This is a genomic window from Candidatus Margulisiibacteriota bacterium (assembly GCA_003242895.1).
GTDB lineage: Bacteria > Margulisbacteria > Riflemargulisbacteria > GWF2-39-127 > GWF2-39-127 > GWF2-39-127.
Genome location: QKMY01000055.1, coordinates 1 through 17,437, shown reverse-complemented (window position 1 = coordinate 17,437; position 17,437 = coordinate 1). Strand labels below are relative to the sequence as shown.

At 37.8% G+C, this 17,437-nt stretch carries 13 protein-coding genes; 6 read left to right on the top strand and 7 right to left on the bottom strand.

What is annotated here, in order from left to right; translation table 11 throughout:
- Positions 1-130 precede the first annotated feature (130 nt).
- Complete coding sequence (locus DKM50_09470) at positions 131-2,368, bottom strand: hypothetical protein (GenBank protein ID PZM78998.1); 2,238 nt, start codon at positions 2,366-2,368, stop codon at positions 131-133.
- Between the two features lie 305 nt (positions 2,369-2,673).
- Between DKM50_09470 and DKM50_09465 the strand changes: the two genes are divergently transcribed.
- Positions 2,674-4,722, top strand: a complete 2,049-nt coding sequence (locus DKM50_09465; GenBank protein PZM78997.1) for a hypothetical protein — start codon at positions 2,674-2,676, stop codon at positions 4,720-4,722.
- 248 nt (positions 4,723-4,970) lie between these two features.
- Here the strand turns inward: DKM50_09465 and DKM50_09460 are convergent, their stop codons facing one another.
- Positions 4,971-5,834 (bottom strand): deoxyribonuclease IV, encoded by an 864-nt coding sequence (locus DKM50_09460; GenBank protein PZM78996.1) that lies wholly within the window; start codon positions 5,832-5,834, stop codon positions 4,971-4,973.
- Positions 5,835-6,108: 274 nt separating this feature from the next.
- On the opposite strand from DKM50_09460, the gene DKM50_09455 reads away from it, so the two are divergent.
- The 3 genes from DKM50_09455 to DKM50_09445 all read left to right on the top strand — a co-directional run bounded on the left by DKM50_09455 (position 6,109) and on the right by DKM50_09445 (position 10,847).
- Positions 6,109-6,984, top strand: coding sequence for a hypothetical protein (locus DKM50_09455; protein ID PZM78995.1), 876 nt, complete (start codon positions 6,109-6,111; stop codon positions 6,982-6,984).
- A gap of 797 nt (positions 6,985-7,781) precedes the next feature.
- A complete protein-coding gene (locus tag DKM50_09450; protein PZM78994.1) occupies positions 7,782-10,232 on the top strand; it encodes a hypothetical protein in 2,451 nt (816 codons plus the stop codon).
- A gap of 279 nt (positions 10,233-10,511) precedes the next feature.
- Positions 10,512-10,847, top strand: coding sequence for a hypothetical protein (locus DKM50_09445; protein ID PZM78993.1), 336 nt, complete (start codon positions 10,512-10,514; stop codon positions 10,845-10,847).
- Between the two features lie 145 nt (positions 10,848-10,992).
- Here DKM50_09445 and argC read toward each other — a convergent pair whose 3' ends face one another.
- The 5 genes from argC to DKM50_09420 all read right to left on the bottom strand — a co-directional run bounded on the left by argC (position 10,993) and on the right by DKM50_09420 (position 15,777).
- The gene (gene argC, locus DKM50_09440; GenBank protein PZM78992.1) at positions 10,993-11,940 is read right to left on the bottom strand and encodes an N-acetyl-gamma-glutamyl-phosphate reductase; all 948 of its coding nucleotides are present in this window, start codon (positions 11,938-11,940) and stop codon (positions 10,993-10,995) included.
- Between the two features lie 203 nt (positions 11,941-12,143).
- Complete coding sequence (locus DKM50_09435) at positions 12,144-12,332, bottom strand: hypothetical protein (protein ID PZM78991.1); 189 nt, start codon at positions 12,330-12,332, stop codon at positions 12,144-12,146.
- A gap of 53 nt (positions 12,333-12,385) precedes the next feature.
- Positions 12,386-12,589 (bottom strand): cold-shock protein, encoded by a 204-nt coding sequence (locus DKM50_09430; protein ID PZM78990.1) that lies wholly within the window; start codon positions 12,587-12,589, stop codon positions 12,386-12,388.
- A gap of 127 nt (positions 12,590-12,716) precedes the next feature.
- Positions 12,717-12,896, bottom strand: a complete 180-nt coding sequence (locus DKM50_09425) for a hypothetical protein (GenBank protein PZM78989.1) — start codon at positions 12,894-12,896, stop codon at positions 12,717-12,719.
- Positions 12,897-13,059: 163 nt separating this feature from the next.
- A complete protein-coding gene (locus DKM50_09420) occupies positions 13,060-15,777 on the bottom strand; it encodes a hypothetical protein (GenBank protein ID PZM78988.1) in 2,718 nt (905 codons plus the stop codon).
- Positions 15,778-16,086: 309 nt separating this feature from the next.
- On the opposite strand from DKM50_09420, the gene DKM50_09415 reads away from it, so the two are divergent.
- Together DKM50_09415 and DKM50_09410 are read left to right on the top strand one after the other, a co-directional pair.
- The gene (locus DKM50_09415) at positions 16,087-16,683 is read left to right on the top strand and encodes a hypothetical protein (GenBank protein PZM78987.1); all 597 of its coding nucleotides are present in this window, start codon (positions 16,087-16,089) and stop codon (positions 16,681-16,683) included.
- Positions 16,680-17,171 carry a hypothetical protein gene (locus tag DKM50_09410; GenBank protein ID PZM78986.1) on the top strand — a complete coding sequence of 164 codons (492 nt, stop codon included), beginning with the start codon at positions 16,680-16,682 and terminating at the stop codon, positions 17,169-17,171. The genes DKM50_09415 and DKM50_09410 overlap by 4 nt, the downstream gene beginning before the upstream one ends.
- The last annotated feature ends 266 nt before the right edge of the window (positions 17,172-17,437 follow it).

Genomic DNA, 17,437 nt, shown 5'->3' with positions numbered 1-17,437 from the left:
AGGGTTACGGTTTCAGCTATGGAGTGAAAAGTACCGGATAACACAAAGGCAGATTGATGGGCAAACTAACAAAAAAACAATCCTCCTGCATCCAAAGGATACAGGAGGATATACTGGAGATTTATGATTATTATGCTTTAAATCTATCTACGAGCTTCGAGAGATTGTCTGCTATTTTTACCATTTCTATCGTGCTAGCTGTTACCTGCTCAATAGAAACTGTAATTTCTTCCGCTGAAGCAGAAACTTCTTCTGCTGTAGATGAATTGTCCTGTGCAATTTCAGCGATTTTGTCAACTTTATCATTGATCTTCTCGAATTTTTCTTTAATGTTCCTCGATGTGCGCTGGTTATTTTGTGATATTTCCTGAATATTGCCAACTGCACCCACTACCTCGGAAGAGTTTTTTGTCACCTGTTCAACAGCTACGGAATTGCTCTTAACTATACCGGTAATGCCATTAACAGTTTCGACAACCTGAGCGCTTGATGCAGACATCTCTTCAGCAGCAGCAGATATGTTTTGGATTTGGGTCACAGTATTTTGCACTGCAGTTATTACATTGTTCAGAGCTTTTTTTGCGCCCTGTGCTAATTCCGCCCCCTTTTGAACTTCCTTGGTACCAACCTTCATAGATTCAACGGCAACGTTTGTACCTGACTGTATTTGTTTAACCAATAGAGCAATTTCTTTTGTTGCCTTACCAGACCGTTCCGCCAGTTTTCTAACTTCGTCAGCAACTACCGCAAACCCTCGTCCATGATCACCGGCACGGGCGGCCTCAATTGCAGCGTTAAGCGCAAGCAAATTAGTCTGTTCGGCGATGTCATCGATTACTTCAATAATTTCTCCAATTAGCGACGAGTTCTTCCCGAGCTCTTCGATTTTTTGTGCTGCACTTAGAACAGTCTCTTTGATCTTTTCCATTCCATTAACTGTTTTAACTACAATAGCTTCGCCTTCTTTTGCCGTTTCAGCCGTTTGCATAGAACCTTGCGCTACATTGTTCGCATCAGCAGTTACCTGGTTAATGGCGTTTGCCATCTCATTGATGATTGACTTGGTATTTTCCACCTCAGAGATTTCTTTATGGGAAGCTTCTGCCAGCTTATTCATTGAAATATTTGTATGCTTGACTGTCGTTGCTGTTTGATCCAGAAAATTAACCTGTTTATCAGCTCCATCTGAGATTATATTGATTGTCTCAATAATAGCTTTCAGGCTATCACGTATTTCATTAATACTTTTTTGTTGAGAACCGGCTTCTTCTGCTACCGTTGCAATGGCTTTCGTTATCAGTTGTATTCCGGCATCTGTATCAACGGTTGTAGCTGACATCAGCTTAGCAGCATTTGTTACTTTATTTGAGCTTAATTTAATATTTCTGATCAAATAACCAAATTTGCCTATAAGTGTATTTATCCAGTAATTCAAAAAGTCGATTTCGTTATATATTGCTTCCTTGGTTACCGCGCATTCGAGACAGGATTTATATTTTCCTGATAGGATTGAGGGACAATGAATCTCAAGTGCACTTGAACCCACTGAATCCCAGCAACTAGCTTCTTTTCCGTATTCAGGACACTTGGGATTATTGCAGTTAACCATCGAAGAACAGTTACGTTTATTCATGGGTATTTTGCGATGAAGGTCTCCGTCACCTTCCAATATCTGCCGGATTATCTCAGCAACTGACTCTGTAGTCGCATTGATTCGTTTTATTACAGAATTATTTATGAGTATATAGATCAAAATAACAAGTGCCATACCTATCAAGACTGCAATAACAGAAAATTCTTTAACTGTGGAAAAAGTTTTATGAAGAGATTGGACGGATATATTCAGTTCGGCTTGCTCATCCTTTTTTAACTTTTCAGCCAGGTTCTTACGCAAGTCGTCAGATATTTTAATAAAATCGTCCATCGAAGCTTCACCTAGCTCGGCGCCATTTTCGCGATATAACTTAACGAGTGCATCACCTTTTGTTAAAAAGCTCGCAAATTCTGCTTCGACATTTTCGAGCTCCTTAACTCTCTCAGGGTTATCCAGATTTAGATTCTTGTAATCGGACATGACTTTTTTAAATTCGCCGACGGCGTTATCAATTCTTTTAATTCCTACGTTTGAAGAGGAAGCGCAAAGGTTGTTATACCATTGCTGTACTCTTACGACTATGTACTGAATGTCCTGGGCATGCATATAGCCTATGAGCTCATCTTCGGTTACTATGGTTACTGCTTTATTGACCTTATTAATAGAGTGATAAATCGATCCTCCCAAAATTACCAGTAGCAGGACAATTGGTGTAAACAAAACAACAAATTTTTTGCCAATACTTAATCTTTTGTATATTTCCAGGATATTCATATTAATTTATGCACTCCTTCTTTTTCAATAGTTAAAATTTTTATTATTTTTTAGCAATTTTTTACGCTATTAATAAGCTGTTAATATGAATAACAATACTAGTGTATCATAAATATTATGTTTTTCAAAATATGAGCCTGTTAAAATATTTGCAGTTACATAAGAAAATAAATAATCAGCAGAAGTTCTAGCTTTAGCCTCTTTCATTTATGGAATATAACGTTACAAGATAATAGTAGAATTTTGAAAAGTTTCATAGTTATGATAATATATTTATATTGTCACTTATTGTTTAAGCAAAATAGATGGCAAATATTATTTGTAGGAGGAATAAGATGAACAGCAATGTAACTGATGAAGTGCATAGGAAAGGTTTCTTTGATTCTATGGAGCGAAAAATGTATGCTGCAATATTGGTCTTACTGGTTTCTTCAACATTGCTGCTAAGTATAAGCGGTATCATCAATATGGAAAAAATAACTAAAAGTTTATGGGTTGATATGTTAACGAATGAGCTCAACCATAAAATGGCAGCTCTTAAAGCGGTAAGTCACGATAATAGTATTGAAGCAAAGGAAAAATTTTTAGCAGATAATTTGCACGGCTATAAATTTAAAGAACGCGGATTTATATATGTAATGGGCTCCGATGGCCTAATGATAGACCATCCAACGCTTGAGGTTGGTTTTGACGGGAATGAACACGCCTGGACAAAATACATGCTCAAGAATAAAAATGGGTATACTGAATATACCTTTAACGGCGTAAATAAATCCATGGTTTTTAGCTACCTTCCAGAATGGGACTGGTACTTATGCCTGACGATCACTAACGATGTAACGGGTAAAGCAACAAACCAATTTATAAAAACAAATATTGGAATATTGTTACTGGTTGTTGTTATTGGTTTAATATTTATTTATTTTATGCTAAGCAAAAGTTTGTTGCCACTCAAACAGATAACCAAGATGTTAAAGGAAATAGCTAATGGAGATGGGGATCTTACAAAGAGAATAGAAATTAATTCCAAGGACGAATTTGGAGATATGGCTACCTATTTCAACCGATTCATCGACACTATCCAGGAAATGGTCAAAGGGATCAAAATACACGCTAATAAAGTGCAGGATTTCTCAAAAGGACTCGTGGCTGCTGCATCCGATACCGCAGAGGGCATTACCCAGATTAACAAGGCCATGGAGAATGTCTCAAAAGGTACATCCGAACAGACAAATGTGGTACGCCAGGCAACAGTGGATGCCGATAAGCTGAAAACCATGATAAATTCTATTACCATTGGTGCTGAGAAACAAACAATAGATTCGGCACAGTCTATGGATGTAGCGAAACAGACAAATATAGCGATGTCAGAGATAACAGGGATATCAAGCAAGCAGATAGCAAGTGTGGAACTGGTAAAGAACATCGTTTCCCAGATGTCCAGCGCAGTTGACCAGGCAGCATCTGACGCCGGGAAGGCTGCTGAAAATTCTAAACAGACTAAAGATATTGCTCTCAATGGTGAGCAGATTATTGGTGAAACAGTCAACGGCATGGATAAAATTAAAGAAAAAGTAATGGCTACTGCCGACAAGATAAATGAGCTGGGCAAAAACTCTACTAAGATTGGTGAGATTATAAATGTTATTGATGATATCTCAGAGCAGACTAATCTTCTTGCGCTTAACGCTGCAATTGAGGCCGCCCGTGCCGGTGATCATGGACGAGGGTTTGCGGTAGTTGCTGATGAGGTTAGGAAGCTTGCAGAGAAATCAAGTAAAGCGACCAAAGAGATCGCTAATCTTATCAAAAATATTCAGGAAGCTACCTCCACGGCGGTTACCTTTATGAATGAAGGGACTGCGGAGGTGCACAACGGGTCTACGCTGGTAAATCAGGCAAAGCTGGCACTCACTAACATTATTGATGCTGTTAAAGATACGGTTAACCAGATTGAGAACATTTCTGCTGCCACTGAAGAGATGGCTGCCTCTTCCAATGAAGTTGTAGATAATGTAAAAAAGCTTGCAGAACTAACTGCCTTTACGAATTCCTCGGTTGAGCTGGTCGAAGAGGCTTCCGCGGGCTTAGTAGCAAATATCTCGGCTGTTGACAGTGTCGCAAAAGAAAATGCGGACATAACACATAATATGAAGGATAAAGTCTACGACTTTTCGAAATATATGGGCACAATCCTAAATGTATCAGAAGCAAATGCTTCAGTTACGGAAGAAGTTACTGCATCTGCCGAAGAAATCTCAGCTATTATTCATGCACTGAAAGAATCATCGGTTGGTCTGGTGCAGGTATCCAATACGCTGATTGAGAACATGGCCTGTTTTAAAACAGAATAACTTTTTAACGAAATAACCTGGTTAAATGAGAGACGTAGCTTGCTACGTCTCTATTTTTAACAACAATATTTTCCAGAGTAATAATAAATTTTTTTGTCTGGACAGCGGCGAAAGAAAAGTAATACGTGGCGCATCGGTTATCAATAGGCCAGGGCGTACAGAATCTGAACTTCGTGAATTTTGCGGGCAAGGTTATTATGACCATACAAAGCCAGCTGTATAAAACGGTGCAACAAAAAAGTGCTCTGTTATTTGATGAGAGCTCGTAACACCGCCAGATTTTTCTTGTCTTCTTCTAGGAGATTAAAATCGGACTTTGGTGTTTCAAGCACCATCGGCACACTAAAGAATCGATAGTCATTCAGCAATAATTCGAAGGAACTTAAGCCCAGATAGCCGTCTCCAATGTGTTCATGCCGGTCCTTTTTTGTTCCGATATCATGTTTTGAATCATTCAAATGAAAAACTTTTAGATAATCTAATCCGGCAATCCGGTCAAACTCGCTGAAAGTCTTTTCATAGGCTTCCGGCGTACGGATATCGTAACCGGAAGTAAAGACATGACAAGTATCAAAACAAATACCGATCCTCTTTTGATCCTTGATGTTCGCTATTATTTCAGCTAAATGTTCAAACGTAGAACCAAGAACCGTTCCTTGTCCGGAGGTAGTTTCCAGCAATATTCGGACATCAGAATCGTTTGTTTGATCGATAAGTTCATTAAGGCGTTGGGCAACAAGGTGTACGCCGCGTTTCTCTCCCGCGCCCATGTGTGCCCCAGGATGAATGATTAAATAGGGTAATGACAATTGTCCGGCTCTCGCCACTTCATCAAGCATAGATGCAAAGGATTTCGAAGCAATGACCGGATCAGGAGATGCTAAGTTAACCAGGTAATTGTTATGTGCAAAAACTATATCTACCTTAGATCTTTTCTGATCAAAAGCGGAGAGGATATCGCTTGATATAGCTTTTGATTGCCACCGGTTATTAAATCCGGTAAAAATCTGAATTGCCGTACATCCAATGGAAACTCCTCGATCGATACTTTTGTCACAGCCGCCGCTTACCGACATGTGCGCGCCAAGTAATCTATTTTTTCCGCTTTTCATAATAAACTCCCTATTTATTAGTAATATAATCTTAAAAGAAACTTGCTTGATAGAAGTCATAATTATACCATAGTTGTTTTCCTCAAGACCAAACGGGCAAGATTAGGGGGTGCCGTGTTGTATATATATGACAATTACAAAACCCTGTGCGGGTACCTGTCTTGTATCTAAAATCCTTTTGCTATCAGACTAATAAGTGCTTTACCTATGATAGCCATATGTTTACAATGAAAGGTGATAAATTAATCTATTATGCCCTGATGGAAGATGTTATATGGAAGCGATTCAGATATTATATAAAAAGCTTAAAAACGAGGTTACCCCCACTAAGCTCAATGAGGTGATCAAACACGTCATATCCGTTTATAAGAGTAAAAATTATGTTCAATTGCGAGCATATGCAGAAAAAGCAGCGCTTTCGCTGGACAAGGAATCAGCAAACAAAACTTTTGCCCAGCTTATTAACCTGTATCATCCGGACAAGCTGGTATGCATCCATAACGAGATCGACAACGCTTACCAGAATAAGAAAGCAGACTTGTTGCAACAATATCATCGAATGTATCTGGAAGATCACAAAACAAGTTCAATTGATGTTGACTACTCTGAAGAATATGGCTTTGATGAGGACTATGCTGATTATGAAACACGAGAAAATGCTGCCAGCGACCCCTATGATGATGGAGATATCTTTGCGGAAGAATATGGCTCCTGTGTTACTTTTTTTGATATTATCGACCGGGAATTCAATAAAATATTTGAGGATGGCTGGGATATAGGGGACCTGCGCAGCCTTGAAGGCGAGCTACAATTGCAGTATCTTAATCTGTTCGATCTGACAGGGATTGATGTCTGTATTCATCTCGTCAGCCTTAATCTGACGCATAATAAGTTAGAAGATGTCGATATCTTACAGAATCTGGTTAGCTTGGAATTACTCTACCTTTCAGAGAACCAAATAGAAGATATTTCTTTTGTCAGTGAGTTGGTTTCCCTGAGAGAACTGGATATATCTTTTAACCAGGTCACGGACATCAATCCGTTGTTATCCTTACCGGACTTGCTCTATGTCAACCTTGTCGGGAACCCGATAAACGATAGAGGAGCTATTCAAGCACTTAGCGGTCGAGGGGTGACCGTAATATTTTAAGTTCCAAGTCTGCTGATTTTACATTAATAACAGATTGTTTTTCGGTTAAGTGGATCAGTGCATAATTGCGAAGAACGTTAACATACCCAGTTATATCAAATTTGCTTTTTTTATAAACGTATTCATGAATTTCTCTGATTTTACAAAGAATTTCTTTATGTTAATTATCAACTTCCGGATTATAAGATTTCTGCCATAAAATAAAACTCATACTAACCCGTTGATACGGGTATTATCTCTAATAATCACCTGTCGGATGTCAAATAATACACATAAACGTGCCAAATACCAAATGACTATTTCCCCCGATGACTAGAAGCGAAGTCGCGTGTTAGAATATCCCCGTATTTATTTTTTTAATGTGAGATCATCTTACTGAGAAAAAAAATCAGGGAGTTTTTTATGAATGGAATGAGAGATTTTGTTTGTTCGAAGTGTAACAGCAAGTGGTCTGAAGATTCAGGGTTTCATGACCCGTATTCATGCCCGAATTGCAAGAGTGACAGTATCCAGCGAGAAGAAGACGACAAGGATTCTCAGTCTTGTCTGGGTCGTCAGCGTGGCAGATATTCCGAATAAAGATAATAGCTTAATCGTTGTTGCCAGAAATATCTTGTAATCACCAGAAGCAATACCTACAAGTGCGCTTCTCCGATTGCTTTTTTATTTTCCCCATCAAAAAACAAAAACCTAAAATAGGACGTTGATATGAAATCAATAAAATTATTGTTATAATTGAAATGATGGAAATATGTACGGCGTAAACCTCATTGAGAGTAATTACGCAGAGGTAAGCAATGAAAAAAGACAAAAGCAAGAAAAGAATTATCAACAGAATTATTGTCCCAATATTTATTGTATATCTTCTAGGTATGACAGTTTCTTATTTTGTTGTAACTGCGAAAGTAAAAAAAGAAACCATGCTCTTGGGACAGGAAAAAATAAATTCCGATATAAATGTCGCATGGGAAGTGTTATATAATAATCGGCAGGATATGGATATTCAGATTAAAAACATACTTTATATCATTAAGACTGATCCTTTTGATGAAAATATTGTTGATATGCTGAAAAAGAATTCCAATGTCGATATTCTTGTTATAACAAATTGGGAAGGAAAGGTAATATACAGAAATAGCGGGCCCGCCTCAGCTCCTAATATATCAACCGGCAATAGTTTATCTAAAAATATGGCTATCCAAAAAGTAATCAAAACGGGAAAAAAGGTATCCGGTGAAATACTTATGGATGCTAGCGAATTACGAATAGAGCATAGTGCCCTAGCTAAACAAGCATATTTTGACTTTATTAAAACCCCTGATGAAACAGAAAAAAGCAATAAGTTTGATGACCGAGGTATGGTCCAAGTTGTCGCTTACCCAGTTAATGATAAAATAATTCTCGCTGGCAAATTAATGAATAGAAATTTTTCAATTGTCGACAGAACTAAAGAGAATGTACTTAATCAAAAATATACTGACAAAAAAGGAAACTCCGTGGACCTGGGCAACTCTACCATATGTATGGAAGATCTTCGAATCGCCACGAATGTTAAGCAAGACGGTGGCGCACGGGCAGTAGGAACAAGGGTATCAAAAAAAGTTTATGATAAGGTCTTTATCGGCGGAGAAAAAATCAGGTCCCGAGCATTTGTAGTAGAAGACTGGTATATTACTGCGTATGATCCAATCTACGACATTAATAACAATACTATTGGGATATTGTCTGTCGGTACACTAGAAAAACCTTTTATAGACAAAATATCCAGCATACAACAAACATTTCTAGTATTCACATTTATAAGCCTAATAATAATTTTAGGAATTATATATTATATTGTCACTTCGATTACAAAATCGCTGCCTAGTTTGGCGCTGGCTTTGAGAAACAGGAGTGATATAGCAACCCTGGAAATAAAGAATGACGACGAAATTGGTGAGATCGCCGAATCAGCTATGTTTATGATGCGAGCACTTGATAGTATCGTTAATGGTGTTGAAAAGGCAACAACCAGCGTACTTGAAAGTGTCAGTATACTTGCTCGATCATCAAAAGAAAGCACAGGAATCGTAGGTCAAATAGCCTCGGCAATTAATTCTGTGGCTGAGGGGTCTAGTCAACAGGTTGAAAACATAAAGGAAATAACCTTAGAAATTAATGAAATCAAAGATATTATCGATAGAGTTGCGGCTGGTTCCGAAGAACAAGTACTTAGTATGTCGAAAACTGCAGAAGACGTACTTGAAAGTGATGCCGGAATTAGTGATCTATTCGAGGCAGCAAAGAAAGAAACTTTGGAAGTAGACCATGTAAAAATGATAATTAATCATATGGCGCACGCAATTGATCAGGTAACCATTGAAGCGAATAATGCTTCGCAAACCTCTATTGAAACGTCGGAAATCGGTAAACAAGGCGAAGCAATTGTTGCGAATACCGTAGATGGTATGATCAGAATAAAAGATACGGTTCTGGCTACTGCTCAAAAAATCGAAGAACTTGGAAAAAACTCTTTGCATATCGGAGAAATTATTGAAGTAATCGATGATATTGCCGAACAGACTAACCTGCTTGCGCTTAACGCTGCGATTGAAGCTGCCCGTGCCGGTGAGCACGGAAGAGGGTTTGCTGTTGTTGCCAACGAAGTCCGTAAGCTTGCAGAACGATCAGGAAACGCAACAAAGGAAATTGCAAATTTAATAAAGCAGATCCAAAACGAGACAAACGACACGGTTGAATCCATGAAAGCCGGAACTAAAGAGGTTCAAACTGGTGTGATCCTGGCAATGCAAGCAAAAGATGCATTAACAAATATTATTAAGGCTGTTAATAATACGGTTAACCAGATTCAAAACATCTCTGCAGCTGCAGATGAAATGTCGGCTTCGAGTTCAGAGGTAGTAGCTTCTGTTGATGTTATTGCTGGAATAATTGATCAAACATCTAAAAAAATAAAGGCATTATCTCAATTATCACAAAATGTTGTTGAGCTGATAATTAACGTTCATATCGTTGCCCAAACAAACCAATCATCGACCGAGGAGATAAAGGAAAAGTATCAGCGTATTTATGATAGTATAGGTAATCTTGCTAAGGTATCAGAATCTAATTCCGCGATTACCGAGGAAGTATCTGCTTCGACCGAAGAAATGACGGCTTCTATTGAGCAACTTAAAGATCAGGCACAGGATCTTGATTCAATGGCAATGACACTTTCTCAGGTTGTAAATAACTTTAAAAACTCATGATATACGTATCGTGCAACTCACCTCAAATCTGAAAAACCGGCTCTACGATTCGAGTAATAATATAAATTAACTGAATAGCTTCTATTAAAGCAATAGCGCTATAAATAAAAAGAAGCGGATTACTATGTTTTCTTTTATCTATAAATAGTCTTTAAACCCACATTAACGTGATGATCGTTGAGATATACAAGAATCCTGCTGTGAAAACAAACAAGGAAGATATTCATAATTCATTTTCGAGAGTATAATGCGAACATTATATTATTGAGGAGGCGTTTTATGACTGAGAAGAATAAAAGAGCACAAGAAATAAATGTTATATTAAAAGGATTGGGAGTAGAGGAGGAATTACAAAGAATAGAACTTACAGAAGATGATATGAAAGACAAATATGGGAAAAACTATAAAGACGAAATGAAATATCCATATTATCTAGGTGTAGATATTTATGAGGGGGAAGTAAACAGAAAAATATTAGAAGGAGTTTTAAAGATACCTGAATTCTCCAGAATTGAACTTTGGGAATCTGATGGAATAGACGAAGAAGGTGATGAAACGGGGGAGATACTGCATTTTCTTCAGTTAGCATTTGATGGCGTCGAGATGCAAGAATAAGTGGCTCATATAAAACAATGTGAATGTTAAGATATTTGGCTTGGTCTGAAACTAAGGTCATAGTGAGCAGGAACCGTATGGATGATGCCTAATGGAGACAGGCTAAAACCCTGTCTCTATTGGCTCTTAAGCCTGGACTTCAAGGTTACTCTATGCCCAGGCCCTCGTCTAATCCAAGCAAGATATTCATGTTCTGTATAGCGGCACCGGAAGCGCCCTTACCTAGATTATCAAGACGAGCGAGAAGCAGAATCTGTTCATCCTCCCCGAAAACAAAAAGTTCTATTTTATTTGTACTATTACATTCCATGGCATTAAAATATCCATTATCAGCCGGATATTCCGGTGTAAAAGGCATGACTTCGACAAAATGTTCGGCAGCATAGTAGCCAGAAATAAATTCGTGTATTTCTTTGGCTGTCATTTTCTTGTTTAAAAATCGTTGCACTAACGGGATTGCGACAATCATTCCCTGACAATAGTTGGCAACGACAGGGGTAAATAATGGGGAATATGCAAGTCCAGTTATTTTCTGCATCTCCGGTAAGTGCTTATGCTTTAGACCTAACGCATAAAATCGGGGGCTTGTAAGCTTTTCGTTATCTTTCGGATTTTCGTATTGCTCAATTAATCTTTTGCCACCTCCGCTATAGCCAGAGATTGAGTGACATGTTACCGGATAGTCTCTTGGGACTATATCATTGTGTGTAAGAGGATAAAGCGCCATATTAAATCCAGTAGCAAAGCATCCGGGAACAGCGATTCGAGATGAAGTCCTAATTAATTCCCTCTGAGCTTTGCTTAATTCCGGCAACCCGTATGCCCAGGTCGGATCGGTCCTGAACGCAGTGCTGGCATCCAGTATTTTAGTTCTTGTATTGCTGACAAGTGTGACCGCTTCTCTTGACGCAACATCCGGAAGGCAAAGGAAGGCAATGTCGGCTTCGTTCAACAATGTACGGCGGGTTTCCGTATCTTTTCTTTTCTCCGGATCAATTTTCAGGATTTCTAAGTCTGTTCGGTTTGATAACCGCTCGTTTATTTTTAATCCTGTCGTTCCTTCTTGCCCATCAACAAATACTTTATATTTCATTTTAAACCTCTTCCATCCGTTAATATCATATTGATTCTTTCGCTATACCTTAACCAATCAATCTTTTACCCAGGGTTTTCGCAGTGTAAAGGCTATAAATATTCGAAAAACAAATTGTTTTTGAGTATAAATTAATTAATAAGAATAAATTATAAACAAAATTCACGGGATTTCAACTATAAATGTTAGAAAGATTGGCTGGGTTATCCTGCCTTACCAATCATTTTGGATAGAGAAGAGATATTCTCGTGATGTCGTCCACCAAAAAAATCGGTATGCTTGAGCCCGATAGAAGAATGGGGCACAGAAGCTGCCCGAAACAGCTCTAGAATATGAGATCGCATTTTTTTTTTAATCATTTCTGTACCAGCAGCCCAATAATTGTACAACAAAAAAAGGCTCCGAATTAACGGAGCCTTTTCGTGGATTTATTTAACGATGCTTATTATGCAGAAGTTACATTTACTGCACAAGGTCCTTTTTGACCTTGTCCAACTTCAAATGTTACAGCTTCATTTTCAGCAAGTTTTTTGAAGCCTGAACCATTAATCGCTGAATGATGAACGAATAGATCTTCGCCGCCATTTGCAGGAGTAATAAAGCCAAATCCCTTGGTTTCGTTGAACCATTTTACAGTGCCTTTTTCCATGTTGTGTTTTTCCTTTCTAAGCGTACTTATATAATGCCTTAAAGTCACTCTACAAAACCACTTTAATAATGTTTGTAACAATTACAAATTCTAACCTAAAAATACTCTATTATCCAGTATTTCTTGATTATTCAAGGAATACTGGCGGAATAATTGCTTTGACAAGATCCGCATAAACTACAAGAAAAAAACCAATATCAGTCAGGGCTTCGGCTTTCTTTGGTTGCTGGAATTGGATTTGAACCAAGGACCTTTGGGGTATGAGATTTCTGACTTGATTAATATTATTTTCTATATAGTTGTACAATGTTCTCGATCATTATGGGAAGCATTACCCATTTTTCACCGGTTCTATTTATACCACACTTCATTCCCAATTACTACCAAATATTTTGAATGCTATATCCAGCGTGCATACCGAAATCAGTCGAGTGATAATTACTTAATAAAGATAGTGAGTATTTGAAATGTTAGCCGATTGTGAAATAAAAGGTAGCTCCTTTTCCAACTACCGATTCAGCCCAAACTGTTCCACTATGTTTTTGAATTATTTTTTTTACAATTGCAAGTCCCACACCTGTTCCTTCATATTCTGCCGATGTATGAAGTCTTTGGAAGACGCCAAATAACTTATCCTTATAGGTCATATCGAAGCCTGCACCATTATCTTTAATATAATAAATGATAGTGTCATCTTGGAGAAAAGAACCTACTTCGATTATTGCTGTTTTTTTATGTTTTGTATATTTTATTGCATTAGAAATAAGATTTTCCCATACTTGCCTAATAAGTGAGCTATCACCTCGGGTAACAGGTAAATCCATAACTGAGAATTCTATATTTCTGTCTTCCAAAAGTGTTTTCTGTTCTTCAAATACTTTTTTGACCAGTTCTTCCATATTTATGGTACTCCAAACTACTTCTTGCCTGCTTGATTTGGATAGGTTAAGCAGATCATCGATTAATTGATTCATCCGGTGTACGTTATCAATAATCGATGTTAAGTATTTAGTGCTATTAGCCGGAAGACTAGTTCCATAATCTTCTAAAAGAATCTCAGAATATCCATTTATTGCTCTCAGCGGGGCTCTCAGATCATGCGATACGGAGTAACTGAAGGCTTCCAATTCCTTATTAGCCTGCTCAAGTTTTGCGGTCCTTTCTTTAACCAGCTCTTCTAGCTTAATATGATAATTATGCAGTTCTTCCTCTGCTTTTTTACGCTCGGTAATATCTTCAAGCGATGAAACCATTCCATCGAATTCCCCTGTTTCAGAGAATACGGGCGTCGCATTGATTGAAAGAAACTTTTGTTTTCCTTCCGGGGTTTCAATAGTCATCAGTATATTTTCAACCGGGCTAAGTTTATTCTTAACCTGCTCAAATGGCATTTCGCCTTCAGCAAGCGGGGTGCCATCAAATTTTGATAGTTTCAGGATTTGAGCATTATACGGCAGTTTTATGCTATCCTTTTGAGAAATGCCGACTATTTTCGAAGCCTGATTATTAATAAAGGTTACTTTACCTTCTTTGTCAACAAAATTAATCCCAACAGGACTGGTATCTGCAATTCTTTTGATAAGATCACGTTCTTTATTTAGAGCTGCTTCTGACCTTTTATAATCGGTTATATCGCTGCCAATAGTTAAGATTTCAACAATTTGGTTCTTCTTGTTGGTTATAACCTTATTTGTCCAATTTACCCATACACGCTCTCCGTTACGTTTGATGTTCTCGTTTATATTCTGTTCGAAATCCTTAGGATTTGTGAGTATATCACTAACGAGTTTGCTTAAATCACGATTAGTGCTATCCCGGATAGGGACTATCGTTCCTATTACGTGATGCCCAATAATCTCTTCCTTTGAGTACCCAAAAAAATTCAGCCCATATTTATTTATGAAATTAATTTTTCCATTCAAATCCACGCGAAGAATTATACTATTAGCATTTTCAACGAGTTCCCTGTATTTTTTTTCGTTATCAATTAATTTGGTTTCAATCTTTTTACGTTCGGTAATATCTTCAATGACAGTTGAGAGATAGAGTAGTTTTCCATCAGGCCCGGTTATCTTTCCTACCAAAAGATGGCCCCAGACAATTTTTCCATCTTTTCGGAGGTATCTCTTATCCATAACAATATGATCAATATTACCATTTAATAAGTCATTTAGGTTTCTGTCATTAAATGCGATGTCTTCAGTATATGTGACTTCTTGTATGGTCATTTTTTTTAGTTCATCTTCAGTATATCCAAGGAAATGGCAAATCGCTTTGTTTGCACTTGTGAAGTGAAAATCAGGTGTTGCCGTAGAAACTGCTATCGGGGATTGATCGAACATTAATCGGAATTTCATTTCGCTTTCATGAAGTTTTTCTTCATTAAGTTTTCGTTCAGTAATATCTTCCACTGTGCCAATATATCCTAATATTTGATCTCCATCACGAACTGAAATAGCATGTATCTTATTAATTCGTACCGAGTTGTCTGGTTTGCGAATCCAGCGGGCTTCTATTTCTTGTTCTATTGAAGAAACAAGTAATTGGTTGAAAGAGTTGATTACATACTGTTTGTCTTCCGGGTGGATGTTTTCTGCCCAGCCTTTACCAAGCGCTTGTTCTTTGTTAATTCCTAATATTTTTTCTAGGGCAGGATTGATATAACTAGCTGTTCCATCCGGTTCGTTCATGAAAATGCCAATGGGGGAACCCTCTGCAATAGTCTTGAAACGGGCTTCACTTTTTTTTAATAGGTCATTAGACCTTTTGCGTTCGGTAATATTTCGGACTATTGCCCACATTCCACGAGGTTTGCCATCGTTATCAGCGAGCAAAATAGTGCGTAATTCAATAGGAAATATCGTTCCATCTTTTCGTCTGTATTCTTTTTCATAAATATCTGAATATCCCCGGACAAGTACTTGTTCCTTTATTATCTGAGTTTCAAAGATATGCCATTTCTCCGGGGTAAAATCAAGATAGGTTAAGTGTAAAAGCTCATTAGGACTATACCCTAGCATTTTTGCGAAGGCATCATTAAATTCTATAATTTTCCCCTGCATATCAACCTGGGCGAATCCATCCATCATGCTTTCATAGAGCCGTCTGTATTTACTCTCGTTATTGTTTGGTCCGTTGTTATTCTCTCTTTGTTCTGAGAAGGGCTCAGAGATACCACCATTATTCATTTTTTCTCACCTTACATTTCTTTTAATAAGATTTTATGGAATAGATGTTAACAGAAGCAATCAAGAATTCAATGCTAAATTAGCTTTCCATGGTTATGTTTTATACTCGCCTAATCATTCATTGATCTTTTATCAAATTCCCAAGCCATACCTCTCATCGGAAGCATCCAAGAATCATATGTAAGTCTTAAGTAACCGGGTGCCTCAAGGGGAATGCACATTTTATTGTGAAGAACAAAAGGTTTATGCCGAATTGTCATCGTTTCTGGATATCTTATAGTTATAGTAAAATTTTTGGTTGGGTGAGCCATTTGCCAGTATAGAAAATCACTAATAGCTATTTTGCATTTTGATTCGACTGAAACAATCAATCCATCAACGGATATATATTTATCTAATTTTGCTTCAAAACCGCTCTTCAGAATATCAAAATCAGGGTTTTCTTTTTTTTCGGATGAACAGCTTCATACTATCCTAACTCAAGTAAGACAATTTGTGAGGGACTTTGTTGTCGTGCTAATACATACAGGGTTGAGAGCTGGAGAACTCCAGCGACTACAGTGGACTAATATCGACGTTAAAAACCGTACCCTAATGATTGAGCTATCAAAGTCACATAAATTCTGGGCAATACCGATCAATGATACGCTACATAAGCACCTGCTATGCCTCAAAAGTAAGGCAAAGAAGGGGCAGATATATATCTTTTCGAGAAGTGAGCCAGGAACCCAGTATAGTGACCTCTCTCATGCCTTCAGCAGAGAACTTAAACGGATCGGGATTAAGGGCACGCTCCATATGCTCCGGCATACTTTTGCAAGCAAACTGGTACAGCGAAGTGTAAATATATATTTCGTTAAAGAGCTGCTAGGACACCGCCTCGTTTCTATACGGATGAACAAATGAAAGATATTTTAACCAAAACAAGGTCATTTGTGAGAGATTTCGTTAAGGTGCTGCTTCATACAGGAATTCGATCCGGTGAATTGCAGCGCCTTAAATGGGATCATGTGGATTTTAAGAATCGTATCGTGGTAGTAGAACTGTCAAAGTCCCATAAATTCAGAGCCGTACCGATTAATGATACGCTATATAAGCATTTGCTTTCCCTGAAACGCAAGGCAAAGCGAGGCCAAGTGTATGTGTTTGAAGGTGATCAGTCAGGTGAACCATTTAGTGATTTTTATCACGCCTTTACCAGAGAGATGAAACGTATCGGCATGAAAGGAACGGTACATATGCTCAGGCATACCTTCGCCAGTAAGCTCGTGCAACTTGATGTGAATATCTATGCTGTAAAGGAATTACTCGGTCATGCATCCGTACAGACAACACAAGTATACGCTCATATTAGGATGGAAGATTTGAGCAGGGCGGTAAACGTATTAAATTAAATTCATTATTGTAAACTGACAAATTATGTCATAGGGACTGTGGTATAATCTAAAAAAACTTTGTAAACACAATTAATTATTGTTAGAATAATAAAATATTGACAAATGTGAATAACTCCTGTTATTACAACAAAACAAGATAAATTGCAAGGAACCCTATGCCTACTGTTATTTCTCAGAATAATCCGGCTTAATGTTGCTGAATAATCTGGCCGATTCAAAATAAACCGGCCAGATTGAGAATAATTAAAAAGTTTCAGATGCAG

What these genes read in the sequence shown, in the direction of transcription:
- DKM50_09470 (PZM78998.1), bottom strand. Translation starts at nt 2,368, where the DNA reads ATGAATATCCTGGAAATATACAAAAGATTAAGTATTGGCAAAAAATTT.
- DKM50_09465 (PZM78997.1), top strand. Translation starts at nt 2,674, where the DNA reads ATGGCAAATATTATTTGTAGGAGGAATAAGATGAACAGCAATGTAACT.
- DKM50_09460 (PZM78996.1), bottom strand. Translation starts at nt 5,834, where the DNA reads ATGAAAAGCGGAAAAAATAGATTACTTGGCGCGCACATGTCGGTAAGC.
- DKM50_09455 (PZM78995.1), top strand. Translation starts at nt 6,109, where the DNA reads ATGGAAGCGATTCAGATATTATATAAAAAGCTTAAAAACGAGGTTACC.
- DKM50_09450 (PZM78994.1), top strand. Translation starts at nt 7,782, where the DNA reads ATGAAAAAAGACAAAAGCAAGAAAAGAATTATCAACAGAATTATTGTC.
- DKM50_09445 (PZM78993.1), top strand. Translation starts at nt 10,512, where the DNA reads ATGACTGAGAAGAATAAAAGAGCACAAGAAATAAATGTTATATTAAAA.
- argC (PZM78992.1), bottom strand. Translation starts at nt 11,940, where the DNA reads ATGAAATATAAAGTATTTGTTGATGGGCAAGAAGGAACGACAGGATTA.
- DKM50_09430 (PZM78990.1), bottom strand. Translation starts at nt 12,589, where the DNA reads ATGGAAAAAGGCACTGTAAAATGGTTCAACGAAACCAAGGGATTTGGC.
- DKM50_09420 (PZM78988.1), bottom strand. Translation starts at nt 15,777, where the DNA reads ATGAATAATGGTGGTATCTCTGAGCCCTTCTCAGAACAAAGAGAGAAT.
- DKM50_09410 (PZM78986.1), top strand. Translation starts at nt 16,680, where the DNA reads ATGAAAGATATTTTAACCAAAACAAGGTCATTTGTGAGAGATTTCGTT.